The 24,893-nt window shown below is 47.5% G+C and carries 26 protein-coding genes; 8 read left to right on the top strand and 18 right to left on the bottom strand.

From position 1 onward, the window contains the following. Nucleotides 1–20 precede the first annotated feature (20 nt). The 10 genes from Q0Z62_RS02030 to Q0Z62_RS02075 form a co-directional block, all read right to left on the bottom strand. The gene (locus tag Q0Z62_RS02030) at nt 21–1,094 is read right to left on the bottom strand and encodes a branched-chain amino acid ABC transporter permease (protein WP_298050356.1); all 1,074 of its coding nucleotides are present in this window, start codon (nt 1,092–1,094) and stop codon (nt 21–23) included. Nucleotides 1,095–1,096: 2 nt separating this feature from the next. Continuing rightward, nucleotides 1,097–1,975 (bottom strand): branched-chain amino acid ABC transporter permease, encoded by an 879-nt coding sequence (locus Q0Z62_RS02035; RefSeq protein WP_269901233.1) that lies wholly within the window; start codon nt 1,973–1,975, stop codon nt 1,097–1,099. 2 nt (nt 1,976–1,977) lie between these two features. Continuing rightward, nucleotides 1,978–3,945, bottom strand: coding sequence for a long-chain fatty acid--CoA ligase (locus Q0Z62_RS02040; RefSeq protein WP_269901234.1), 1,968 nt, complete (start codon nt 3,943–3,945; stop codon nt 1,978–1,980). Next, nucleotides 3,932–4,750 carry an ABC transporter ATP-binding protein gene (locus Q0Z62_RS02045; RefSeq protein ID WP_269901235.1) on the bottom strand — a complete coding sequence of 273 codons (819 nt, stop codon included), beginning with the start codon at nt 4,748–4,750 and terminating at the stop codon, nt 3,932–3,934. The genes Q0Z62_RS02040 and Q0Z62_RS02045 overlap by 14 nt, the downstream gene beginning before the upstream one ends. 60 nt (nt 4,751–4,810) lie before the next feature. Further along, the gene (locus tag Q0Z62_RS02050; protein WP_298050360.1) at nt 4,811–6,475 is read right to left on the bottom strand and encodes an AMP-binding protein; all 1,665 of its coding nucleotides are present in this window, start codon (nt 6,473–6,475) and stop codon (nt 4,811–4,813) included. 191 nt (nt 6,476–6,666) lie between these two features. Continuing rightward, a complete protein-coding gene (gene argJ / locus Q0Z62_RS02055) occupies nt 6,667–7,893 on the bottom strand; it encodes a bifunctional glutamate N-acetyltransferase/amino-acid acetyltransferase ArgJ (RefSeq protein ID WP_298050362.1) in 1,227 nt (408 codons plus the stop codon). 69 nt (nt 7,894–7,962) lie between these two features. Continuing rightward, nucleotides 7,963–8,484, bottom strand: coding sequence for a MarR family winged helix-turn-helix transcriptional regulator (locus tag Q0Z62_RS02060; protein WP_298050364.1), 522 nt, complete (start codon nt 8,482–8,484; stop codon nt 7,963–7,965). Between the two features lie 107 nt (nt 8,485–8,591). Further along, nucleotides 8,592–9,875, bottom strand: coding sequence for a glutamate-1-semialdehyde 2,1-aminomutase (hemL, locus tag Q0Z62_RS02065; RefSeq protein WP_269901239.1), 1,284 nt, complete (start codon nt 9,873–9,875; stop codon nt 8,592–8,594). 15 nt (nt 9,876–9,890) lie between these two features. Continuing rightward, entirely contained in the window at nt 9,891–10,544 is a 654-nt protein-coding gene (gene thiE / locus Q0Z62_RS02070; RefSeq protein ID WP_298050367.1) for a thiamine phosphate synthase, read from the bottom strand. 7 nt (nt 10,545–10,551) lie between these two features. Next, nucleotides 10,552–11,355, bottom strand: coding sequence for a bifunctional hydroxymethylpyrimidine kinase/phosphomethylpyrimidine kinase (locus Q0Z62_RS02075; protein WP_269901241.1), 804 nt, complete (start codon nt 11,353–11,355; stop codon nt 10,552–10,554). A gap of 149 nt (nt 11,356–11,504) precedes the next feature. Here Q0Z62_RS02075 and Q0Z62_RS02080 point away from each other — a divergent pair, with 149 nt between their 5' ends. The 4 genes from Q0Z62_RS02080 (at nt 11,505) to Q0Z62_RS02095 (ending at nt 13,466) form a co-directional block, all read left to right on the top strand. Next, nucleotides 11,505–11,669 carry a rubredoxin gene (locus Q0Z62_RS02080; RefSeq protein ID WP_077733889.1) on the top strand — a complete coding sequence of 55 codons (165 nt, stop codon included), beginning with the start codon at nt 11,505–11,507 and terminating at the stop codon, nt 11,667–11,669. A 66-nt stretch (nt 11,670–11,735) separates the two neighbouring features. Beyond that, nucleotides 11,736–12,326 (top strand): YqgE/AlgH family protein, encoded by a 591-nt coding sequence (locus Q0Z62_RS02085; RefSeq protein WP_298050371.1) that lies wholly within the window; start codon nt 11,736–11,738, stop codon nt 12,324–12,326. Beyond that, the gene (gene ruvX / locus Q0Z62_RS02090; RefSeq protein WP_269901243.1) at nt 12,319–12,723 is read left to right on the top strand and encodes a Holliday junction resolvase RuvX; all 405 of its coding nucleotides are present in this window, start codon (nt 12,319–12,321) and stop codon (nt 12,721–12,723) included. The genes Q0Z62_RS02085 and ruvX overlap by 8 nt, the downstream gene beginning before the upstream one ends. Then, nucleotides 12,720–13,466, top strand: coding sequence for a 1-acyl-sn-glycerol-3-phosphate acyltransferase (locus tag Q0Z62_RS02095; RefSeq protein WP_298050374.1), 747 nt, complete (start codon nt 12,720–12,722; stop codon nt 13,464–13,466). Before ruvX ends, Q0Z62_RS02095 begins: the two co-directional genes overlap by 4 nt. On the opposite strand, the gene Q0Z62_RS02100 is transcribed toward Q0Z62_RS02095, so the two are convergent. Genes Q0Z62_RS02100 through mpl form a run of 8 tightly spaced genes read right to left on the bottom strand, consistent with a single transcriptional unit; the run spans nt 13,452 to nt 21,797 of the window. After that, nucleotides 13,452–14,276, bottom strand: a complete 825-nt coding sequence (locus tag Q0Z62_RS02100; RefSeq protein ID WP_298050376.1) for a symmetrical bis(5'-nucleosyl)-tetraphosphatase — start codon at nt 14,274–14,276, stop codon at nt 13,452–13,454. The two genes, Q0Z62_RS02095 and Q0Z62_RS02100, sit on opposite strands and share 15 nt — an antisense overlap. Next, the gene (gene lptG, locus Q0Z62_RS02105) at nt 14,273–15,430 is read right to left on the bottom strand and encodes an LPS export ABC transporter permease LptG (RefSeq protein ID WP_298050378.1); all 1,158 of its coding nucleotides are present in this window, start codon (nt 15,428–15,430) and stop codon (nt 14,273–14,275) included. The genes Q0Z62_RS02100 and lptG overlap by 4 nt, the downstream gene beginning before the upstream one ends. A 12-nt stretch (nt 15,431–15,442) precedes the next feature. Continuing rightward, complete coding sequence (gene mtgA, locus Q0Z62_RS02110; RefSeq protein ID WP_298050380.1) at nt 15,443–16,165, bottom strand: monofunctional biosynthetic peptidoglycan transglycosylase; 723 nt, start codon at nt 16,163–16,165, stop codon at nt 15,443–15,445. Next, nucleotides 16,166–17,005 (bottom strand): shikimate dehydrogenase, encoded by an 840-nt coding sequence (aroE, locus tag Q0Z62_RS02115; RefSeq protein WP_298050382.1) that lies wholly within the window; start codon nt 17,003–17,005, stop codon nt 16,166–16,168. It lies immediately after the preceding gene. Between the two features lie 6 nt (nt 17,006–17,011). After that, nucleotides 17,012–17,866: an energy transducer TonB gene (locus Q0Z62_RS02120; RefSeq protein ID WP_298050384.1), complete on the bottom strand. Its 855-nt coding sequence runs from the start codon at nt 17,864–17,866 to the stop codon at nt 17,012–17,014. A 9-nt stretch (nt 17,867–17,875) separates the two neighbouring features. Beyond that, on the bottom strand, nt 17,876–19,792 hold the full coding sequence (locus Q0Z62_RS02125) for a ribonuclease catalytic domain-containing protein (RefSeq protein ID WP_298050386.1): 1,917 nt from the start codon (nt 19,790–19,792) through the stop codon (nt 17,876–17,878). Between the two features lie 35 nt (nt 19,793–19,827). Then, nucleotides 19,828–20,418, bottom strand: a complete 591-nt coding sequence (locus Q0Z62_RS02130) for a YqiA/YcfP family alpha/beta fold hydrolase (protein ID WP_298050388.1) — start codon at nt 20,416–20,418, stop codon at nt 19,828–19,830. Then, nucleotides 20,415–21,797: a UDP-N-acetylmuramate:L-alanyl-gamma-D-glutamyl-meso-diaminopimelate ligase gene (gene mpl, locus Q0Z62_RS02135; RefSeq protein WP_298050390.1), complete on the bottom strand. Its 1,383-nt coding sequence runs from the start codon at nt 21,795–21,797 to the stop codon at nt 20,415–20,417. Before mpl ends, Q0Z62_RS02130 begins: the two co-directional genes overlap by 4 nt. Before the next feature lie 110 nt (nt 21,798–21,907). Here mpl and Q0Z62_RS02140 point away from each other — a divergent pair, with 110 nt between their 5' ends. The 4 genes from Q0Z62_RS02140 (at nt 21,908) to accC (ending at nt 24,840) form a co-directional block, all read left to right on the top strand. Further along, a complete protein-coding gene (locus tag Q0Z62_RS02140) occupies nt 21,908–22,402 on the top strand; it encodes a TlpA disulfide reductase family protein (protein ID WP_298050392.1) in 495 nt (164 codons plus the stop codon). A gap of 143 nt (nt 22,403–22,545) precedes the next feature. Continuing rightward, on the top strand, nt 22,546–22,977 hold the full coding sequence (aroQ, locus tag Q0Z62_RS02145; RefSeq protein ID WP_269901254.1) for a type II 3-dehydroquinate dehydratase: 432 nt from the start codon (nt 22,546–22,548) through the stop codon (nt 22,975–22,977). Between the two features lie 65 nt (nt 22,978–23,042). Then, a complete protein-coding gene (gene accB, locus Q0Z62_RS02150; protein ID WP_298050394.1) occupies nt 23,043–23,489 on the top strand; it encodes an acetyl-CoA carboxylase biotin carboxyl carrier protein in 447 nt (148 codons plus the stop codon). A 4-nt stretch (nt 23,490–23,493) separates the two neighbouring features. After that, a complete protein-coding gene (gene accC / locus Q0Z62_RS02155) occupies nt 23,494–24,840 on the top strand; it encodes an acetyl-CoA carboxylase biotin carboxylase subunit (RefSeq protein ID WP_269901256.1) in 1,347 nt (448 codons plus the stop codon). Nucleotides 24,841–24,893: the final 53 nt, after the last annotated feature.

A 24,893-nucleotide genomic window follows, 5' to 3' on the forward strand; every position in this document is an offset into this window, starting at 1 on the left:
TTGTTTTAGTACTACGAGGTTTACAGCTTAGAGTGACGGAAAGGCCAAACTAACAGGTAATTACGGATGTTGTCGTAAATTTTTCCTAGGCCTAATGGTTCAAACAAAAGGAAACCGATAATTAATGCGCCATAAATCATGAGTGGGATGTGGGCGAGCAAGTTGGTCGACACATCCAACCAACCCATGCCAGCGAGTGCAATTACAATGTTTGTGAGCAAAATAGGAACAAGCAATACAAAACCTGCACCTAAATAGGCCCCTAAGACACTGCCTAATCCCCCCACCAGCACCATGGCGACTAATTGTACGGAAATGTTGAAATTAAATTGCTCTGGCGTAACGGCTTGGTAATAGCAAAAGGCTAAGATGGCACCCGTAACGCCGCCTAAAAAAGAACTGGTAAAAAAAGCCACCAATTTATAGCGAACCACATTCACACCAATTACAGCAGCGGCATAGTCTTTATCGCGCACAGCAACTAAGGCCCTACCTATGCTGGTTCGTTTGATGTTTAAAATCAGCAAAGTGACAAAAACGACCCATAACAACGCTAAGTAATAGCGAGCCATGTCTGATTTCAGGGCAACAAATAGAAAAGAGGTTGCCGGAGTTTGTAAGGTGGCTTGGGCTCCCCCGCTAATGATAGGAACGTTGATAATGGTCCAGTCAACTAAGTACTGCATAGCTAAGGTTGCCATGACCAGATACAGACCTTTGACCCGTAAGGCCGCAGCACCAAAAATACTCCCAATCACTGCTGAAGCAAGTCCTGCGCCTAAAAGAGCTAACTCTAAAGGTACTCCGGCCCGAGTCAGGTGAATACTCGTATATGCCCCTATCGCCATCACAGAGGCAAAGCCAAAGTGCAACTGCCCAGCAATCCCCATCAGGAGGGTTAACGAAAGCGCAGCGGCACTTAAAATGAGCCACGGCATAATATAGCTAGTGAGGTGAAAGTTGCTAAAAAGGAAGGGGGCAACGAGTCCTAATACCAGCAGAAACCAGACCTGACGACGATCAGCAGGAATGGGCCAGAGACGGCGTGCCGTTTCGTAGCGTGTATGGTGAATACCAGATAAACGATAAAACATATTTACACCCTCTCGATGTCTTCACGACCTAAAATGCCGTAGGGGCGGAACATGATGGTCAACAAAATAATGACAGAAGTCACCACGTCGCGAGTACCACCACCTGCAATTTCATCTAAATAACCCGGAATGACACTGCCTAGAATGCCTACGATAAGGCCGCCGATGAGCACCCCCAGCACACTGTCAAGCCCGCCTAAAATCACGACGGCAATCGCAGGGAATAACAGTTCAGATAGTGTCCAGTCCACGCCCTGCACCGACCCCCATACAACACCTGCGGCTAAGGCTGAAATACCTGCAATACCCCATGACACCCCAATAGCGCGTTCAACAGAGATCCCCACCGACCAGCTGGAAATGTGGTCATCAGAGACAGCGCGTAATTTGGTTCCCATTCGGGTGCGGAAAAATAGAGCAGAAGCACCGATGAGCAAGAGGGCGATAATGCCGCCGACTAAATAGATGCGGTTAATAAAGATGTCGCCCAGAATAATGGGAGTTAATGAAACCCCAATGCTGATTTGTTTAGGCGCTGCCCCCAAGATTCCTGGACCAAAGCCTCGTAAGAAAATCTCTAAGCCTAGGGTCAGCATCACAATCATGATGATGGGTTGGCCTACCATTTTTCGTAATAGAAAACGTTCAGCCAACATCCCAAAAGCAAACATAATGACGGCACCAATAGCAATGGCGAGGGGCATGGGCACACCACTGGAGTTTAAAATCCAGACCACATAGGCGGCAGACATGACCATGGCTCCCTGAGCCAGATTAGGTACACCTGCTGATTTGTAAATTAACACCACGCCCAAGGCAACTAGGCTATACATCAAACCCGTGAGCGAGCCATTAATTAAAAGTTCGAGGAAATACGACATGGTTAATTCCTTTTATTAGCACTGGTGTCTTGGATACGTAGCGTGCGCTTGAGTACGCCAGTTTCCCCAGATTCGTACATAATAGGAGCTTCGAAGTCGATCTGATCCGAGCCATCGTAAGCGGTATCTATAATGGCTTTATAGGTTTCATCAATGACATTTCTACGCAGTTTTCGGGTACGAGTCACCTCGCCATCATTAGCATCAAATTCTTTGTGTAAGTTAATAAAACGCCGAATTTGTAATGGCTCTGGTAACAGTTGGTTGGTTTTCTCTATTTGCTCTTGGATTAGATCGTAGACCTTAGGGTGCTGCGATAGCTCTGCAAATGAAGAGTACGGCACACTGTTTTCGGTTGCCCAATGCCCCACGGCCTGAAAGTCAATACAAATAATGACGGTGAGGTAGTCTCGATCTCGGCCTAAGATACATGCGTCTTTGATGTAATGACTAAACTCCAGACGGTTTTCAATATAGGTGGGAATAAAACGCTCTTTTTGGGCGGTATAGACGACTTCGGAGACGCGACCTAAGACCACTAGCTGGCCATCGGGTTCTAAATAGCCCGCATCGCCCGTATGCATCCAACCATCACGTAGCGTTTCGGCCGTGTCTTCGGGTTTATCGTAGTAACCATCAAAGACGTTATCACCCCGCATCAGGATTTCGCCATCGTCATTGATTTTGATTTCCACACCGGGGAAAGGTCTGCCTACCGTATGCAGTTTGACCTCGTCGGCTGACTGTGCCGCAGCTAGAGCGCAGTTTTCGGTTTGACCGTAGAACTGGCGTAGGTTTAAGCCTAAGGCACGGAAGAAAAGAAAAACCTCCTCGCCAATGGCCTCACCCGCCGTGTAAGGACGTTTGACTCGCGTCAGACCTAAGTGATCTTTTACGGGGCCATAGATCAATTGCTCACCTACCCAATGCCAGAGCTTTTGCCCCATAGACGGCTGTTTACCATTTAGGCGGTTTCGCTCTAGGTCTAGGGCGAAATTCATAAAGTGGTGGTACATCCGTTGTTTAAATGGCGGGGACTCATCAATGCCTACCTGTATACGAGTCAGCATATTTGACCAAGCACGAGGCGAGCAGAAGTAGAGCGTAGGCGCAATTTCGCGTAAGTCGTGCTGAGACGTTTCTTGGCGTTCAGGAATATTGACAATAAAACGTAGAGCTAAGGCCGCCCCAATCGAGAAAATAAAGTCTCCTACCCACGCAATGGGCAAGTACGCCATGTGAATTTCACCCTCAGTGAAATAGCCCGCATTGGCGGCATTGCGCGCGCCATATAGGATATGGCCATGCTTAAGAGGGATACCCTTGGGTACACCTGTTGTACCTGATGAGTGCAGTAGGGCGGCTATGTCATGAATAGAAGGGCGAGTCAGAAGGTCTTGTGCTAAGTTCGGATCAGCTTGTAGACGTAAATTACCTTCATCAACCACAAGACGATAAGAAATAGTAAGAGGGTGAGCCTGCTGATCTAAGCCGCGTGGGTCATCATAAATAATGCGTTCGATGATAGAGGATTCGCCCTGTAAGGCAACAACGTGCAAAAGCTTATCGACCTGTTCTTGGTCTTCGCCTATGGCAAATCGAATTTTTTCGCGTGTCACCTGACCTGAGAGTTCCTCTGGGGTGGTGTCAGGATAAGCCGGAGAGGGAATGGCGCGTAAAGCAATAATGCCCAACATGGCAAAGTAAAGCGCGGGGCGGTTATCGCCTAGAATTAAAACAATGTCACCCTCTTTGACGCCTAAATCCTCTAGACCTGCGGCAAACCCAAGGACTTGGTTTAGGTAATCTTGCCAAGTGTACTCCTGCCAAATCCCATGATCGCGTTCACGCATGGCGACTTGGTTTGGGTAGTTTTTAGCATTGGCTGCCAAAACACTCAGTAAGTGGTCGGAGTCGTCCCAGTTAGGGTGGAGTTGGCGTGATAGTTCACGAGCATCAAGCGGCTGCATGATCAACCCTCCCAATGTAGGCGGCGACCACATCGGGGTCACTAATGGCCTCTAGAGGTAAGCCCTCTTTGATTTTTTGTCCATTGTTTAGCACCACCAGACGATCACAAATGGCTGTGACCACATCCATGTGGTGCTCAATGAGCAGAATGGTTAGACCTAGGGCTTCTTTGGCATCTAAGATAAAGCGCACCATGTATTCTTTTTCTTCTTGGTTCATCCCCGCCATGGGTTCATCCAAGATTAAGAACTGTGGCTCAGCGACTAAGGCTCGGGCTAGTTCTACACGCTTTTGTGTACCTAAAGGGATTACGTCCACCATTTCATCGCGCACGTCTTCGAGTTGCAGTAAATCAATGATTTCCTCGACTTTATAGCGATTTTTGATTTCTTCTTTTTGTGCTGACCACCAATAAAACATAGAGCTAAGTACACTTGGCTTCATGAAGTTATGGCGACCTAATAAGATGTTGTCTAAAACGCTCATGCCTTTAAATAAAGCGACGTTTTGAAAGGTACGTGCAATGCCCTGCTGCGCGACTTCGTGGGGGCGCATTTTATGGATAGGGCGTCCCATATAAAGGATTTCACCCTCTTGTGGAGGGAAAAAACCGGTAATGGCGTTGACAGTCGTGGTTTTGCCCGAGCCGTTAGGGCCCACGAGTCCTAGTGTTTCTCCTTTACGAATTTCCATAGTCACGTGTTTGACAGCGTGTAAGCCACCAAACCATCGGCTGATGTTATTGCACGCCAGCACTACATCAGATTGATGCGGTGTTGACGTTAACGTTGACGTTAAGCTCATATTGTCTTCCTCACAGTGCGACCTTTGGTAGAGTCGCCCAAAATAGGTATAAAAGCTGATTTATAGGCTTAGTTTTGTAATGGCGTCTGTTTGAAGCAGATCTTTGGTATTTTGGTTTTCTGCGACGGGGAACTGGTCGTAACACAGCACATAACGTGGAATTTTGTAGTGCGCAATATTGCCATGGCAGTATTGACGCAGCTGTTCTGTGTCGAGCGAGTGACCGTCATGCAAGCGAATCGCAGCACAGAGTTCTTGACCTAAGCGAGGATCAGGAACACCGAAGAGGATTAGCTCAGCGATAGAGGGGTGTTGACGAATAAAAGCGTGGACCTCGGCTAAATAAATATTTTCGCCACCACGAATAATCATGTCTTTAATGTTGCCTACAATTTGGCAATAGCCATTTTCATCAAATCGAGCTAGGTCACCGGTATAGAGCCAGCCGTCTTTGATGACCTGTTGTGTTAGGTCGTCGCGTTGCCAGTAGCCTTTCATGACGTGATAGCCCTGTACGCGTAGTTGACCTACGGTACCAACAGGAACAATATCGTTGTGTTCGTCAATGATTTGGGCTTGTATGTGTGGCTGCACCGTACCTACTGTGCTGACACGTAAAGCTAGAGGGTCGTCAACGGAGCTCATGAAAGAGATGGGAGAAGATTCAGTCATGCCGTAGCCAATGACGACCTGAGGCATGTGAAGTTCGGTGGTGACCCGCTCCATGACCTCGATAGGGCAAGGGGCGCCCGCCATAATCCCCGTGCGCAGAGAGCTGACATCGCTGTTTTTTAGGGCCGGGTGATCAAGGATGGCGATGAACATAGCCGGTACACCATATAAGGCAGTGCATTTTTGTTGGTCAACGGCCTTTAAGACCTGTTCAGGGTCAAAGCTTTGGTCTGGATATACCATTGTTGCACCGTGTGCGATGCATGCCATGTTGCCCATTACCATGCCAAAACAATGGAATAGCGGTACAGGAATACATACGCGGTCTTGGTCAGAGAGTCGTAGTTGTACGCCAATAAAATAACCGTTATTTAGTAGGTTTTTGTGGCTGAGTGTGACGGGTGCGGCATGGGTGCCTAAAGCGCTGCTGAATTGAATGTTGTGAATGCAGTCCGCAGAAAGAGAGGCCTGTGCCTGGGCGACGGCATCAGCGGGCAGCATACGGCCCTGATCAATGACCGTTTTTAAATCCAGCATTCCTGCTGGGGCCTGGTCATCAATTTGGATTAAATGACGCAGACTAGGGATTGCTTTTGCGTGTAATTGACCGATCTCAGAGTGAGTGAGTTCAGGCAGTAACTCCTGCAGCATTTGTGCATAGTGGCTGCTTTTGAATTGCGCCTGAAAAATGAGGCCTTTGGCTTGGACGGCATTGAGCTGTTCAACCAGCTCAGCGGGTCGAGCTGATGGATTGATGTTAACCAGAATAATGCCTGTTTTTGCACAAGCCAGTTCTGTGGTTAACCACGCACTACTGTTTTGAGCCCAAATAGCGAGTCTATCGCCTGGGACAAGGCCTATAGCTAAAAAACCAGCCGCAGTGGATTGAACCTGGTCATGCAATTGTTGCCATGTCCAGTGAATGGATTCAGCACAACTAACAAGAGCGTCTTTTCCTGCGTGTTTTTTTACAATGTCATCAAAATAATCACCAATAGTTAAGTTGGTGAGTGCAACTTGGGTACTGCCGTGTACATAGCTCTTGCGACTCATGCGTCTCCTCCTGCTACAGATACTACGGGTAGTGAATTGCTGCGATGTAATTATGGTGTGCAGCAATGCCCCAGCCGATGTTGCCAAGCTGGGGCGCTTTATTTAGTTATTTAGAGTATCAATATATTGACCATTTGGGTATGGTTAATGACAAGGGGATAATACTGATGGGGTTTTAGCCCAGTTGACTTTTACGATCTGTAGTCTGCATTAATTGTGACGTACTCATGAGAGAAGTCGCAGGTGTAGACTGTCTCTGTGCAATCGCCACGATCTAGGGCTACACGCACTAAAATTTCGCTTTCTTGCATGACTCGTTTACCTTCGGATTCCAGGTAATCGGGGTTGCGACCCCCATTTAACGCCACTAATACGTCACCTAACCACAAACGCAGATGGCTGACATCTAGGTCATCGACACCGGCATAACCAATGGCAGCTAAAATACGTCCTAAGTTAGGATCAGAGGCAAAAAAGGCGGTTTTTACCAAGGGAGAGTGCGCAATGGCATAAGCAATTTTGCGTGCTTCTTCGGATGTTTTAGCTTGTTCAACGGTAATAGTGATGAATTTTGTTGCGCCTTCGCCATCACGCACAATCTTTTGAGCTAGATCAATAGCTGCGTTACGTAGTGTCTGAAATAGCTCTGCATAATGGGGGTTGGCAACGCTATCTACATAGACGCCACTTTGACCTGTGGCAGCAATAATAAAAGAGTCATTGGTAGACATGTCACCATCAATGGTGATGCGGTTAAAGGATTTATTGGCGATATCGCGCGTCATTTCCTTTAGTAGCTCTGGGGCAATGCCCGCATCGGTAGCTAAAAAACCTAGCATGGTCGCCATATTAGGGCGAATCATGCCGGCCCCTTTACTGATCCCTGTCATGGTGACGGTTTTCTCGTCTAGCGTGATCTGCGTAGAGTGGATTTTAGGTTGTGTGTCGGTGGTCATAATGCTGTGAGCCGCATTAAACCAGTTGTTATCCTGTAGGTCTGAGACGGCAGCAGGTAATGCGCCTAAGAGCTTATCCATAGGAAGAGGCTCTAAAATCACACCAGTCGAAAAAGGAAGAATCTGTGAGGGACGTAGCTGGAGAATTTTAGCGAGTTCAGTACATGTCAGACGGGCATCGACCAAACCGGGTTCGCCGGTTCCGGCATTCGCATTGCCTGTGTTAATGATGAGTGCTTGTACGTCGGTTTCCGAGGCTAAGTGTGTTTCGCAGACCTGCACGGGAGCCGCACGAAAGCGGTTGGTGGTAAATACCCCTGCAATGGCCGTGTCTGGAGCAAACTGAAACACGGTGATGTCTTTGTTGCCCGCTTTGCGGATGCCAGCAGAGGCAATGCCGATTTGTACGCCTTTGACCGCGTGAACATCGGCTTGTGATGGAATAATAAGATTAACAGCCATAGCACACCTAATAGAAAGTGTTAAAGGTATAAGATAAGAACTTATATTACCGCGCTTTGGCTGAGTTGATTAGGGGGTAGCGGTAGTAAATAGATGCGAGTGCATTTTTAGCTCGTCTAGCGAACCCATCATGTTTTGGATCGTTTGATCTGAAAGTTGACCGAAAATAGAGCATACCCATTCGTTGTGGGCAGCACTGATTTCAGCCAGTTGCACTCGACCTTTGGCAGTGAGTTTTAATAACGAACTACGGCGGTCTTGGGGCAGTTTGATGCGTTGAACAAAGCCTTCTTTGACAAGTTGATCTGTGATGCCCGTAATATTGCCGTTTGTGACCATTAGATGTTTGGATAAGTCACTCATTTTGATCCCTTTGGGATGTTTTTCTAAGTGAGCCATCAGGTCGTAACGAGGCAAGGTGGTGTTAAATTCACGACGTAAACGGCTACGAATTTCATTTTCTATGAGTCGACCGCAACTAAGAAAACGCAACCAAGTGCGCAAGTGATTGCATGAACCTGGGTTTAGGCGACTTTCTAAGTCAGGTAGTTCAGATAGCGTGCTGTTTACAGGAAGATCATTTATAAGCATAGTTTGCCCCTCAAGGTGGATTAGGTCGTTGTCTCACGATCTTTGTCCGATTCTAAGAGGGGCAAGTCTATTTTGCCTTGCGAATAATCAAAGGTTAAAACAATGCCTTAGTCTTTGATTTTTTTGAAAACTTTGGCTGCTATGTCTAAAGTAGCTTGAATCACTTCGTCGTCATGTGCGCCAGAGGTGAATGAGGCCTCAAAAGCCGAAGGGGCCCAATACACACCTTCGTCCAACATGGCATGGAAGAATTGATTAAATTTAGCTGTGTTGCTAGCGGAAACTTCAGCAAAAGAGGTGGGAATGCTTTCGCTAAAGTATAGACCTAACATACCACCTACGGTGTCTGTGCAGAAAGTGATTCCTTCGGCTTTAGCTAGTGCTTCTAGCCCTTTGGCTAGTTTTTCTGTTTGGGCCGATAGGTTTTGGTAGAACTGGGCATTATCCAATAATTTTAATGTGGTTAAGCCCGCAGCAACGGCGACAGGGTTGCCTGATAGTGTCCCTGCTTGGTATACGCCACCTAGTGGCGCAATGGCATCCATAATGTCTGCACGACCACCAAATGCGCCGACGGGCATACCGCCACCAATGACCTTAGCTAGGGTGGTCATATCTGGTTTGATACCAGTTAGACCTTGCACACCCTGTGGCCCTGCGCGAAATCCTGTCATCACCTCATCAAAAATCAGTACAGAACCGTGTTCGGTACATAATTCGCGCAAGGTTTCTAAGAAGCCTGCGATGGGTTTGATGAGGTTCATATTACCGGCAACTGGCTCTACGATAACGCAGGCGATATGAGCACCGTGTTCCGCAAAGGCTGTTTTGATGGCCTCAATGTTGTTGTAGTCCAAAACCAAGGTGTGGCGAATAAAGTCTTCTGGAACGCCAGCAGAGGTCGGGTTACCAAAGGTGAGTAGGCCTGAGCCTGCTTTGACCAAGAGGCTATCTGCGTGACCGTGATAACAGCCTTCAAACTTAACAATTAGGTTACGACCCGTAAAGCCACGAGCTAAACGAATTGCGCTCATGGTGGCTTCGGTGCCAGAGCTAACTAAACGGACTTTTTCAATCGATGGAAGACGTTTGCAAATTAAGTCAGCTAGTTCTACCTCTCCGGCTGTGGGGGCGCCAAAAGAGAGGCCTTTTACGGCGGCGTCTTGAACGGCTTTGACTACATCTGGATGCGCATGGCCTAAAATCGCAGGGCCCCAAGAGCCAACATAGTCTATGTATTTGTTGCCATCGGCATCCCATACATAGGCTCCTTCGGCACGCTCAATGAAGCGCGGCGTGCCACCGACAGAGCCAAAAGCACGTACAGGGGAGTTCACGCCACCCGGAATGTGGTGACAAGCGCGATCAAAGAGTTCTTGGTTTTTAGACATAAAAAATCCTGTGAGTTATGAATTAAAAAGGCGGCTAAAAGCACGGGCTTCGGCATAAATATCGGGGGCATCAAATAGGCTGCTAATGACAGCTACGCTATCGACGCCTGCATCAATTAAAGGGGCCGCGTTTTGTGCAGTAATGCCACCTATAGCCACTACAGCAGCACGGCGATCTGTGCTGAATTGTTCGCATAGTGCGCGCCCTTGGCGAAGTATGTCAACGGTGGCACGTGGGGCATTGGGTTTAATGCTGGATGGATAAACGGCACCAAAGGCAACGTAATCTACGTCCAGCGTCAGGGCTTGTTCTGCGCGATTAAGCAGATCATAACAAGTGCTGCCTAGCCATTGTGTAGGCTGTAGCCCTGCTCTGGCTTCGGCTAGTGCGCCATCATCACGCCCTAAGTGTGCGCCTGCGCAACCTAGGTCGCGAGCCGCTTGCCAGTTGTCATTTATGATAAGAGGCAGCGCTAAGTCAGCACACAGTTGCTGTACCGCATGGCGTTGTGCAAGATGCAACGGTTGAGGAGCGAGCTTACGACGCCATTGCAGCACCTGCATTCCCCCTTCGTGGGCGGCACGAATGGCGGTGAGTAGTTTGGTCGTATCGTCCCATTCGGGGGTGATACCATATAAACCACGGGGGAAACGTAATGTAGTCGTCATGCTCATCCTAGTTCTGCTTAAAAGCTTGGTTTATAATGCGATGTCCCATTCCTGCTTGGAATGAATGCAAAGCAGCTTGATCTGCGTATTGCACTGCTGCAGCGCAGGCGTCCACCATGCGTAGGCCTTGGGCCAAAAAAGCACTAATAGTGGCACATAACAGTCCTTCGGTGTCCTGCAGTCGGTCAGATTGGGCTGTGCTGCTCCATTGTTGTTGTAAGCCGTCTTGATTATAGAGTTGATGCAATACACCAGAGTCAGTGGTACCAGGTAACGAGCAAAATACCCATTGGGTTCCAAAATCTAATAGATTTTTTATGGGGTCTTGTTCATCGGATAATAAGCCTTCGGCTTGCCATTGATTTAATAAGGTTTGATCTGCAACAACTAAATCGGTTTGCGGTAGCACTAATTGAAAAATAGCATCAGTAATTTCATCTACATCAGCATCATTGTTTACAATGCTTTCATCCGGAATGGACTGCAAGTGTAGAACTAACGGTAAATCGGTATAGTCTGCTGCTATTTGGGCTAAGACACTGGCGCTATCAATGCTATAAATAGGGCCTGCCTTGATACTGTGGACATTGATGTCCTCTAGCAAGCAACGCATTTGGTCATGAATAAAATCTGGGGAGCTCAGTGTGATCTGTTCGGTGTGGGTCGTGTCTTGTATATGCGTAGCGGTCACAATGCTGAGTGCATGACAGCCCACAGCGGCGCAACTAATCGCGTCAGCGGGCAGGTACATGGCCCCCGTAGGGTCTAAAGGTGCAAAAACCAGCACCACGGGCGTAGGGGTTGCAAACATGGCAGCCATTAAGATAAAAACGAAACGATAAATTCGTGAGTGAAAATGATGGGATAGATCGCCAAAACGTCAGTTTTTTCGGTACTATCATTCCATTTTAATAGATTGCCTGGCTTTGCGGGCAATCCTGTTTTTTTAGTGAGTATGATATGAGTACATGGATGTGTTTAATCTGTGGTTGGATTTATGACGAAGAAGCCGGTTTGCCCGAAGAAGGCATTGCTCCCGGTACTAAATGGGAAGACGTACCTCCCAATTGGGTGTGTCCAGAATGTGGCGCACGCAAAGAAGACTTTGAGATGATCGAAGTATAGTTTTTATTTGAGTGAAAATTATTGCTTTGATTGTCACCGTAATTGTATTGACCTGAGGCTATTCCGATGTCTACTAATGCTCTTTCATCAACGACTCCTCATGTCGATTTTTCGCGTCAGCTACTGGTTGCTATGCCCGGCATGGTAAGTGGTAGCCTTGCGGATACCGTTATCTATATCTGTGAACACAGTGCCCAAGGCGCCTTAGGGCTTGTGATCAATCGCCCAACGGATATGACGGTAGGCGATTTACTAACACGTATCGATGTAGAGCTCTCTCTAGAAATCGGGGTGCGCCAAGCGTTCCCTGTCTATTTTGGTGGGCCAGTACAGACGGATCGTGGTTTTGTATTACATACGCCCGTTGGCGAGTACAGCTCCAGTATTAATATGGGGGATATGGCGCTGACAACGTCATTAGATGTGCTCCAAGAAATTGCGGCGGGTAGTGGGCCAGATCAATTGCTGGTTACGTTAGGCTATGCAGGCTGGGGTGAAGGGCAGCTTGAGGATGAAATGGCGCAGGGGGCTTGGCTGCACGTAGAGGCCAATCTTGATATCTTATTTGCCATACCGGCCTCAGAACGCTATCAGGCGGCGTTAGCTCAATTGGGCATTGACCCTATTATGTTAACAGGGGCCGCCGGACATGCCTGATGCTGGCAGCACACTGTTGTGTTTTGATTATGGTTTAAAAAAAATAGGGGTTGCCATCGGTAATACCTTAACGAATCATGCGCGGCCATTAACTATTTTGCGTCCCGTCACTAAAATTGAACGCTTTGCCCAAATCGAAGCCTTATTAAAAGAATGGCAACCTGATGCCATCGTAGTGGGTTTGCCATTGACCACGCAGGGCGAGGAGCAGTACGCCTCTTTGCGTTGTAGGCGTTTTGCTAATCAACTACATGGTCGATATGGCTTATCTATCCATTTGATGGATGAGCGTGGGTCCAGCATGGAGGCCCAAGCCATTTTGGCGAATCATGATGATGACGATGCCGTGGCTGCAGCGGTTATTTTACAACGTTGGCTGGATCAACCCCGTACATGAAAATAGTTCGTTTTAGTGGGCGGCTTGTGGCATTGCTGTGTTTGGTGCTGATAGGTTTGGTGCTTTTGGCTTTTTTGTTTCCTATTATCAATCAAGCTCGTCGTCAAAAAATCAACCAATGCTGGTCACGCTGTCTGCTGTTTCTGTGCGGAGTGCAGACTTGTTATTATGGCTCACAAATTAAAGATCGCCCCATACTAATGGTGCTCAATCATGTGTCATGGTTGGATATTTTTGTCATTAGTGCAGCAAGATCCACCGTTTTTGTCGCTAAAAGCGAGGTTCGTCAGTGGCCTGTATTAGGCTGGTTAGTGGCTGGAGTAGGCACTATATTTATAGAGCGTGGCCAGCGCCAAGCCATTAAGCAGGTCGCAGAGCAAATGAAAACGACATTTGCGCAGAATCAGGCTGTGGGTCTTTTCCCAGAGGGGACGACTTCAGACGGGTTAGGGGTGCAGGATTTTCATACTAGCTTATTTCAAGCCGCAATTAGCACAGCGATTGATATTCAGCCCGTGGCATTACGTTTTTACGATGGAAGTCAACGAAGCGCACGCGTAGCCTTTGTCGGACAGCAAAGCTTGTTACAAAATGTTTGGCTGTTATTAAGTCAATCCGGCACGCGCATAGAGTGTGATTTTTTACCGGTTCTGGCTCATATACACAATGCCGAGCAAGGTCGTGTCGCTACCGCCCAGCAAGCACAGCAAGCCATAGTAGATGCGGTATTAAAAGGGCTGTAGCTCACCATCACTGTTTGGGACTTGAATGGTTTTTCGGTCAGACAGACGTATCGCTGTTAATTGACCGCCCCATAAACACCCTGTATCTATGCCCATTGCGTCAGCCTGTAGGTGCAAGCCTAGGGTAGACCAGTGTCCAAACACGACGGGCATCTCAATGCGTCGGTTGGGCATAGCAAACCAAGGCGTTAATCCTAAGTCAGGATTTGGCCCACCTTTATATTTAGTGTCTATGTTGCCTGTCGCATCAAAATGACGTAGACGTGTGAGTGCATTGACCGTATAGCGTTGTAGATCGATGCCGTTTAAATCGGTGCTCCATTGTTCCGGTTTATTACCAAATAGAGCTGCAATACGTGTTTTCCAGTCGTCGGCACGTAGTGTTTTTTGCACCTTTTTAGCTAAGGCCAGTACGTTTTTTAGTTTCCAGCTAGGATGCAGGCCAGCGTGGATAATCAGATGGCCTTCGGTATGGATAGCAAGAGGTTGATAACGTAACCAGTTAATGAGTTCTACGCTGTCCTCGGCCTTTAAGATAGCGTCTAAGGTATCCGAGGGACTGGTGTTCCGAACACCTGCCGCTACGCCTAGTAAATGAATATCATGGTTGCCCAAGACCGTTTGTGCTCTATCACCTAATTCTTGAATAAGACGCAATACGCCTAGAGAGTCAGGGCCTCGATTAACTAAATCCCCTACAAATAGATATCGACTATGTGGTTGATTTAATTCAGGCTGAGCAAGGAGTTGCCGCAGGCTATTCGCACAACCCTGTACATCACCTATAACCCATGTGTCGTGTGCGTTCATGCCGTTATTTGCCTTTTTCGTCGCCAACGTTGTTGGTTTTCGATAATTGTTAATGCAATCAGAGCTAAGGCCAAGGCGAGTAAGCTAGGTAAAAGGGCGGTGACCCAAGGTTCCCAGTGACTTAGCATGCCTAAGTTTAGCGCTAATTGATTCGCCATAAAAAAGCCAACCCCAATGAGAATCCCGATGAACATTTTGCTACCTACCCCGCCACGACGTGTTTGCATAAAGCTGATGGGGGCAGCGATAGTTATCATCACTAATAGCGTAAAGGGGTAGGCGATTTTGCGCCACAGGGCAACGGTTTGCCTATCGGTCTGTAGTTGGTTTTGATCTAGGTAGTCAATATAGTCAACCAGATCGGTAATAGCCATGCGTTCTGGTGTCAAAATTCTGGCGAGTAAACGCTCAGCACTTAGGTCGGTATGAATGGCGAGGGTTTCTTTGGTTTCAACCTGAGTGAGAGCGAAGTCTGGTTTGAGATCATTTTCTAGTGCAGATAATGATAGGTTATTGATAACAGAGCGTTGTACTTGCGTTAGATGTAGCTGTTTGTCTGCAAAATAGCCATGTTTGGCTTGAATGAATTCTTGTAGGTGTTGTTCTTGGTCGAACTCATAGATGGTGATGTCAGCGACAGTGGATTTATCATTCAGCCGCCCAATATTAATGAGACGCATTTCGTCTTGATCGCCATTTTCTTTAAACCAATAACCACTACTTAGTCGACCGCCACCTGCTTTGCCTAATAATTTTAGACTGCTTTCACTGGCTTGAATTTCAGTGCGCGGGGTGATGTATTCGGAAAGAATAAATGCGCCAATCATTAATGGGATGGTAATCACCCATAAAGACAGAAGCAGCTGTAAACCGCTGACGCCAGCTACGCGTAATACCACCAGTTCATTTCGTTGTGCCAATCCCGCTAAAGCAAGAACTGCCCCGATCAACAAGCCGATGGGCAACAACTCATACAGTTGGGTGGGTAGACTCAGTGCCTGCAGATACAGAAGGCTGCTTAATCCAAAACTGGCGCTGAGTTTATCTAGCTCATCAATCAGATTAAAAAAACTAAATAAGCCTATCAGAGCGAGGAGTACAACCGCACTGGATCGATAAATTTCAGAGGCGATATAGCGACGTGCAATGCGCATAATAGTATGTAGTTAAGGGGCGCTGACTTGGCGCATACGTTGCACGATGGTGTTCGTGCGGCGTTGTAGAAAAGGGGTGTTCCCATTTTTGTCATAAAAAATAGGATTGGGCAGCATAGCGGCTAAACGGGCAGCTTGGGTAGCCGTCAGGTTTTGAGCTGTACTATGAAAATAGCGTTTCGCAGCGGCTTGAGCTCCGAACTCTGATTGCCCCCATTGAGCAATATTGAGATAAAGCTCTAAGATGCGTTGTTTAGACATGCTGTATTCAATCATGTAGCTAAGAATAAGTTCTTGGCCTTTACGTGTATAGCTACGAGAGTTAGACAAGAACAGGTTTTTTGCGAGTTGTTGGGTTAGGGTGGACCCGCCACGACGACGCTCGGAGCCTTGAGAGGCTTGCTGCTTATTGTATTCCCACGCATTGCGAATCGCCTCCCATTCTACGCCTTGATGCTCCAGAAAATTTGCATCTTCAGAACTAATTACCGCGCGCTTTAAGTGATCGCTAATGTGTTCGTATTTAACCCACTCAAACTGTATTTGGGCATCAGGGTCTTGGTGCCGTAATTCAGCGAGGGTTTGGCGCATGATGGCGCTGGACTGTGGGTTGTAATAGTTAAACCACACTATGCGCACTAAAAAGCTGAACTGATAGCAGATAAATAAAACGAGCGAAACCAGCAAAATAATCGTAATGCGTTTTATTCGACTTGGTGAACGGGTAGTCATCATTTATAGGCGTTGACGTAAATCGTGGAGTACAGATTCGGTATCGGGCTGTAGGCCATGCCAGATGAAAAAGCTTTGAGCTGCTTGACCGACCAACATTCCTAGACCATCGGCACATTGAGTTGCCCCGTAAGTGACGCATTCTTTCATGAAAGTGGATGGCTCGGCTCCATACATCATGTCATAGGCGAGTGAATGCTGACTACATTCAATGGGCTGATTTAAGGGGTTTTTTTGATCTAGGCTGCTAGAGGTGGCATTAATGATGATGTCCCATACCCCATTGGTTGTGTCTAGGTCGCCAGCCTCCAGACGAGCCGCATAATTAGGTTGAAGCAGGGCAATGTGTTCGATTAAGGCGTGGGCTTTAACAGAGGAGCGATTGATAACTCGGATATGTGCTGCCCCTGCCTCCAGTAATGGGAGCAGCACCCCTTTAGCCGCTCCACCCGCCCCGATGAGTAATATACGTTGGTTAGCAGGAGCAAAACCTAATCGTGTTAAATCATTAACCAGACCGATGCCATCGGTATTGCAAGCGTGTAGCTGTCCATTTTCTAGCCATAAGGTATTCGCTGCACCTGCTAGCTGTGCGCTGGGGCTGTGATGGGTAGCTAGTGCAAAAGCGGTTTCTTTAAAAGGGACCGTGATGTTTAGTCCTTTACCTCCTTGGGCAAAGAACGCACGTACATGATCGGCAAAGTCATTCGGGTCAGCCAACATACGCTGATAATCAACACGCAGGCCAAATTGCTTTGCAAAAGCATGGTGGATCTCAGGAGAACGGCTGTGGGCAATGGGGTTGCCTACGACGGCACAATGCAAAGTAGAAGGTAGGGGCATAGGTAATTATTCAGTCGTTAAACTGCCTTGAGTAAAGCGCCAACTGCGGGTAATAGCAATCACGTCGGAGTGCTCTTGCATTTCGGGGCTAAAAGGGCCAAACGGAGCAGCAAGACGAATAATTCGTTGCGCAGCCACGTTAAAAATAGGGTTCTGAGCGGGTTGGTGTATGTCTACCTTGAGTAGACTGCCATTTTTATCTATATAAACGGTTAATTGTAGAGCATCGGATAGCAGGCCTTTAGCTTGATCGGGATAGTGCTCTGTTCCTAAGCGTTCTATTTTAGCGCGCCAATCTTCAATGTAGGCGGCGTAGGGCGAGGCATTAGCCGAAGGGGCATCAAAATGGATACGAGGCTGAGAGTTGTAATGCGTGATTTGAGATTTTAATACGTGTAGTTCGCGGGATAAACGTAAGGTGTGTTCGTCTTGGTCTTGTTGCCCCGTATGTTCTGATTCAGGTTCGCTATCTGGTGTCGCGTGTAAGGCTTGCCACTCGGATTCTAACTGCACTAACCGTGCTTGTTGATTTTGCTCCATTTGACGTAGCCGTTCACGCATAGCCTGTAGCACCAAATCATTAGGGCTAGGTGTGTTTTGGCCACTAAATGGGGCGCTGGCAGCCTCTTGGTCATGACTTTCGCCGCCACCTGCTGCTTGCCATTGAGCGAGTAAAAGAGCATTGAGAACGGGCTCTTCATTTTTATAGTTAATAAGAGCAATGGTAGGTTCAGTGGATAACGTCTTTTTTTCTATGCCATTAGGCCATGCGTAATACAGCACTAACCCGTGGGCCAGCAGAGATAAAATCACGGCTGGCCACAGAAAGTCAGACAGAATAGAAGCATGGCGTAATGACATAAAAGGGGCTTAGGCCTCTGGGTGATCCTCTGTGGAGGGGGGCTGAATTAGTTCACGTAATCGAGCCTCTACGGTTAGATCAAGCTCATTGACGCTTAGTATATCAAGCATCAGTTGCTGGCCTCGCTCTAGCTCGCCTAAGCCGGGTACCCGCATGACAAAGGGGGCGGAATCAAAGCGTACTAGATCTTCTTTGATCACTGTCGCGGACATTTGCTGAATATTTTGCTGCTGTAACCACCGTAGCACCCAATAGCGTTCAATTGTGTTTTGGAAGTCATTCCATGCGGTGTATTGCGCCTCAAAAGCACCCACAATACCAAATAAATCAGCCTCTTTGGGTTTAAAGGGGGCAACAAGGCGGGCAGATACACCATGTTCGGCTGCAGCGAGAATTTGCCATTGATTTACTAAGTCCACATAACGACGCAAGGGCGAAGTGGACCATGCGTATTGAGGGACTCCAATGCTGTCATGTGGCAGAGCATGAGTGGACATACGTGTACGCATATTTTGTTGAGAGCGGTAAATGCCAGGTACATCGTGCTGAGCCAATAGTCCGCCCCAGTGATTATTGGCTAAAATCATCATTTCAGCGGTAATTAAACCGATGGGCGCATTTCGAACCCGAGGGATAAGACGAACTAGGCTATCTGGATCATCGGCGGCGCCATCTAAATCAAATAAAAACTCAACCCGATTATTGTTCTCAGGGCGACCTCGTACTAGCTCTCGCTGTTTAGCTAAATATTGCGTTACCGCCCATAGTGGCCGAATCCAATGTGCATAGGGGATGTCACTGTCAGGATTGTCCAGCGCCTCTTGGGTTACGAGCGGGTCTAGTTTATGTTGGCGTAGATTTTCTTTAACGACAATTCGTTCTAGTCGAGTTTGGCTTTGCAGAATCTCGGCTTTTTCTAGATCAATATCTACATAGAGTGAAATGGCGGGTCGGCTGAGCCCTTGATCTAAAGAGAATTGACGAATGACGGCTTCGGGCAGCATTGGCACTTTTTGCCCAGGTGTGTAAAGCGTAGAGAGCCGTTTTCGCGCCAGTTGATCGAGTTCGTTATCTCGTTGTACGGCAAGGCCAGGGGTGGCAATATGCACACCTACTCGCCATTGGTTTTCACCGATGGACTGAATGGAAAGCGCGTCATCAATTTCATTGGTGCCTTCGTCATCGACGGAGTAAGCCTCTATATCTGCCACGGGTAATTCTGTACCCCATTCCGTCGCTAACTCGATCTCAGGAAACTCAATGCCCCGAGGAAAGTAGTTTGAAAAAAAGCGATGGCGGTGTAGAGCTAATGGGCTAGACCATGCATTGAGGTCTAACAGTAGTTTTTCGGGGCTAACGCCTAGATGTTGGACAGCGGCATCAAAGGCTTTCCACTCTAGTGTGTTTTTGTCAGGCGTTGATAAGAGTGAGTTAGCGATAGCAGCAATGGGTTCAGGCAGCTCGCCTGCAATCATGGCTTGGGTCCACGCATCTTGCTGTTCGGCTTGGAGGCGCTTTTTTTCTATAGCGGCTAAAGCGGCCTCTAGGATTTCAGGGGGGGCGGGCCGGTACAGCCCTTTGCCTTTGCGGTGAAAATACGCGGGAGCGCCATGCAAGGCAAAAATAAGTGCTGTTTTTTCAACGGCACTAGGGGTGTGACCAAAATAGTCCTCAGCAAACTCTATTGCTGAGAATTCCTCTTTAGGCGCACATTCCCATAAAAAATCCACATCGAATTCGGCAGCTAATTGTTCGGCTTGCTCTAAAAGCGTGGTGGGGTCTGGCTGAGCAAACTCAAAAAACACATTGTTTTTGCGAATTTTGCTGCGTTTACCACTGGCTGACTCTACCTGCATGGTGGAGTCGGCATCAGCAAAAATTTTTTCGGCTTTGAATTTGCCGCTGTCTTCAAAAAGGACGTACATAAGTATCCTAGAGCATTAAAACAAAAAGCAGAAAATTAACTGCCTATCGAAGGAGCTATAAAGTGTAAAACAGGGCTAAGGTAAAGATCAAAGTCAGAAATACCGTGATCACTGCCAAAGATCAGAAAACCCTGGCTACCTGAAAAGGTGTGCAGCATCTCTTGGTAATTTAATACCTCATCACCACTGGCAGCGATTAAATAATAACGTTGTGGCTGTGTAGTGACCGAGGGCTGCATGGCTGTGAGCTCATCTATATAATTAGCATGAAACACAAAAGGCACATCAGAGTGATAGTAACGGTGCTCACCAACCTGAGTGGCTAAATCGCGAGGGGCGTGCACGGCAGGATTAAGTAATAGTGCCTTGCAGCCCCATTGTTCAGCCAGGACGTGGGCATAATAACCGCCTAACGACGAGCCAATAATACGTAAGTCTGTGGCGGGGTCAGTGAGGTTGGCTTCTTGGATGAGTTGATTGCAAAGAGCAATCGCTGCAGCTGGGCTTTCAGGTAGTTGTGGGCAGACCCACTGATCTTGCCAGCCTTTTTCAGCCACCGCCTTAGCCAAAACCTGCGCTTTATAGGAGCTTGGAGAAGACCTAAAGCCATGTAGGTATAAAATCATGGATTGGCCCCAAAACGTTGAGTTAAGCCTTGGAGAATCTTTTCATGTACGCCCCCAAAGCTACCGTTACTCATGATAACAATATGGTCATGGGGTTGGGCTTTTTCAATGACGGCTGCCGCTAAGGCATTGAGATCATTGATTACTGAAGCCTTATCGCCTAGCGGGGCAAAAGTGGCTTGGGCATCCCAATTTAATGCGTGTTTGCCTTGGTTCTCGCTATAACAAAACGTATGATCAGCACAAGCCAGTGATTCGGGTAAACGAGCTGCCATAGCACCCAGTTTCATCGTGTTGGATCGAGGCTCAAGTACAGCGATGATACGTTCATTTGGCGTGATTTGTTTTGCTAGGCCCTCTAAGGTCAATGCGATGGCTGTAGGGTGGTGCGCAAAATCATCATAGACACGAATCTGATGAATCGTACCGCGTAATTCCATACGCCGTTTAATCCCTTGAAATTGACTTAATGCAGCGCAGCTGTCGCTTGGCTCAATCCCTACATGGTGCGCCGCTGCGATGGCAGCTAAGGCATTGAGACGGTTGTGTTCTCCACTGAGATGCCAGTGAATTTCACCCTGTTTTTTGCCATCAAAGAAAATGCTGACGGGATCAGCGTTACTCTGTTCTGAGTACCAGCCCGTTGGGGACTCAAGTCGTTCTACCGGAGTCCAACAGCCTCTGGCTAAAGCGCGATCTAAGGCGGGGGCTTGTGCGGGGCGAATAATTAACCCAGTAGATGCAATAGTGCGCACTAGGTGATGAAATTGGGTTTCTATAGCAGAGAGATCCGCAAAAATATCAGCATGATCAAACTCTAAATTATTTAAAATCGCAGTACGTGGACGGTAGTGGACAAACTTTGACCTTTTATCAAAAAAGGCAGTGTCATATTCGTCAGCCTCGATCACAAAGAGGGGTTGGTTTTTATCAAATCGAGCAGAAACCCCTAGGTCTGGGGCGACTCCGCCAATTAAAAAATTAGGCTTCAGGCCATTGTGTTCGAGAATCCACGCTAACATAGAACTGGTAGATGTTTTGCCATGAGTCCCTGCTACAGCGAGTACATGCTGATGAGCGAGCACATTTTCACCTAGCCACTGAGGGCCAGATGTATAAGCTAAGCCTTGATCTAAAATGGCTTCCATTAACGGGTTGCCACGGCTCACTACATTACCAATCACAAATAGATCAGGTTTGAGCTCAAGTTGTTCTACACCATAGCCTTCGATTAGATCTATACCTTGCTCTTGTAGTTGTGTGCTCATGGGCGGATAGACCCCCGCATCACAGCCTGTAACTGTATGGCCTGCGGCGCGAGCGATCAGAGCTAGACCACCCATAAAAGTGCCGCAAATACCTAGAATATGAATATGCATAAAACCTCCAATAAGCCCATTTTAGACAACATTTTGGGGCTTGCAGCGAAAAATGGAACTATTTGCATCTCACTACTTTCTAAAACAAGATGAAAAATAGAGGAAAACGAATGAAATCGGCGATCTGTAGTTCCCTGCGCAAGCTGGTTGTAGTCAGTGGTTTTTGGTTGATGACGTCTGCTCAGGCTGAGTCTGTGGATTTGTTTACTTTGCAGTTTGATGATTTACATGGCCAAGCGCAGTCAATGGCTAACTATAAAGGCAAACCAGTCGTGGTCAATTTTTGGGCAACATGGTGTCCTCCTTGTGTAGAGGAGATGCCGGATTTAGAAGCATTGAGTCAGACGCATTCAGATGTGCAGTTTGTAGGACTAGCGATTGATACACAACGTAATGTAAAAAAGTTTTTGGAAAAAATTGCTGTATCGTATGATCTGTACGTACCCGGTCATAGTGGGGTAAAACAAATGAAAGCATTAGGCAACTCAAAAGGAGGGTTGCCATACACTTTAGTGATCAATGCGGATGGCTCTATCCAAGAGCAGCTACTGGGACAGATCAATAAAGAGCACCTCGGGGCCATTTTAGGCAATTTAAAAAATTAACGGGTCGATGGCGGCAGCTTGCTGCATTTTCGATTAAACTACAGCAATTAAGAGAACTTTTTTTAGAATTTAGCTCTGTTTTTATAGACAAACGGGGTAATTTGGCGTAAAAAAGCGATCTATAATCACAACTTTATTTGGCAATGGCTAGCAATATACTGGTTATACACGGTCCGAATTTAAACCTGCTTGGCACACGCGAGCCGCACATTTATGGTGCGCAAACACTGGATGATATTAATCAACATCTGGTGCAGCTGGCATCTGACTTGGGCGGGGTATGTAGTACATTTCAAAGTAACTCTGAGGGGCAGCTCGTTGATCGTATTCACGCTGCAGCTCAACAGCAAGTGGACTTCATTTTAATTAATGCCGGGGCTTATACTCATACTAGTGTGGCAATTCGTGATGCTTTAGCTGCGGTAGCGATTCCTTTCATAGAGGTACATTTATCCAATGTGCACAAACGGGAACCGTTCCGTCATCACTCCTATCTTTCTGATATTGCTCAGGGGGTAGTTGTGGGGCTAGGCGCTTACGGTTACGAATCTGCCCTGCGTTATGCTATGGCTTAATTTCATCCAATTTTTATAACACCCAAGCCGGTTACTTTACGGCGGTGGTGTGGCAGGAAACATGCATGGATCTTAGAAAACTTAAAACCTTAATTGACCTCGTTGCAGAGTCTGATATTTCTGAACTCGAAGTCACCGAGGGTGATGGCAAGGTCAGAATTGTTAAGTCGGCCCCTGCTGCCCCTCAACAGATGGTATACGCAGCGCCTCAAATGGCAGCTGCAGCTCCAGCAGCTCCCGTCGCAGCCGTAGTCGAATCTACACCGGCTGTTCCTGACGGACATGTTGTGACAGCTCCGATGGTAGGTACGCTCTATCGTTCCCCTAATCCCGGTGCCGCACCATTTGTAGAGATTGGCCAAAGCGTCCAAGAAGGTGATGCTTTATGTATTATCGAGGCCATGAAACTGCTCAACGAAATTGAGGCAGACAAAGGTGGCGTGATCAAAGAAATTCTTGTTGAAAACGGTGCTCCCGTAGAATACGGTCAGCCCTTGTTTGTGATTGGCTAGTTTCATGTTTGAAAAGATCCTTATCGCTAACCGGGGAGAAATAGCCCTACGCATCCAGCGCGCTTGTCGCGAAATGGGTATTAAAACTGTAGTGGTGCACTCAGAGGCTGATCGTGATGCCAAATATGTGCGCCTAGCGGATGAGTCTGTCTGTATTGGGCCAGCCAACCCTCGTGAAAGCTATTTGAATATGCCCGCGATTATCGCTGCGGCAGAGGTCACAGATGCAGAGGCTATCCACCCAGGCTATGGGTTCTTAGCCGAAAACGCTGATTTTGCAGAACGTGTAGAAAAAAGCGGTTTTGTATTTATTGGCCCTCGTCCTGAAACCATTCGCATGATGGGCGACAAGGTAACCGCTAAAAAAACCATGATTGCTGCAGGGGTTCCTGTGGTACCGGGTTCTGCAGGTGCCTTGCCTGATGATCCAGACGAGGTCATTCAGATAGCTCGTGATGTAGGCTATCCCGTGATTGTTAAGGCCTCAGGTGGGGGTGGCGGTCGTGGGATGCGTGTGGTTTGGACCGAAGGTGCGCTACTAAATGCTGTTGCGACGACCCGCGCCGAAGCCGAAGCGGCTTTTGGTAATCCAGATCTCTACATGGAAAAGTACCTGCAAAACCCGCGTCATATCGAGATTCAAGTCTTGGCCGACGGCGCTAAGCAGGCGGTATGGTTAGGCGAGCGAGATTGCTCCATGCAGCGTCGTCATCAAAAGGTTATCGAAGAGGCTCCGGCCCCTGGTATTCCTCGTAAATTGATTGACCGGATTGGTGATCGCTGTGTAGAGGCATGTCATAAGCTAGGCTACCGAGGTGCTGGTACCTTTGAATTCCTCTATGAAAATGGCGAGTTCTATTTCATTGAGATGAACACGCGTATTCAGGTTGAGCACACAATCACAGAGATGATTACTGGCATTGACTTGGTACAGCAGCAAATTCTTGTGGCTGCCGGAGAAAAATTCACCCTACGTCAGCGTGATATTCAGTTTAAAGGCCACTCTATAGAATGCCGTATTAACGCTGAAGACCCATTTAAGTTTATTCCTAGTCCGGGTCATATTACCAAGTGGCATACACCAGGTGGGCCAGGGATTCGTATGGACTCGCATGTGTTTGCTGGTTATACCGTGCCCTCTAACTATGACTCCATGATTGGTAAGCTAATCAGCTATGGGGATACGCGAGATCAAGCCATTGCGCGTATGGATATTGCATTATCTGAAATGATTGTCGAGGGGGTTAAAACGAATATCCCTCTACATCGTGAGTTGATGCAGGACCCTAATTTCCAAGCCGGTTCATTTAGTATCCATTACCTCGAAGAAAAACTGGCAAAACGCCCTTAATCTTCAAGTCGCGGTAAAATACAAAGCAGGGGTTCGCCTCTGCTTTTATTTTT

Source organism: uncultured Paenalcaligenes sp., assembly GCF_947630565.1.
Taxonomy (GTDB): Bacteria; Pseudomonadota; Gammaproteobacteria; order Burkholderiales; family Burkholderiaceae_B; genus Paenalcaligenes; species Paenalcaligenes faecalis.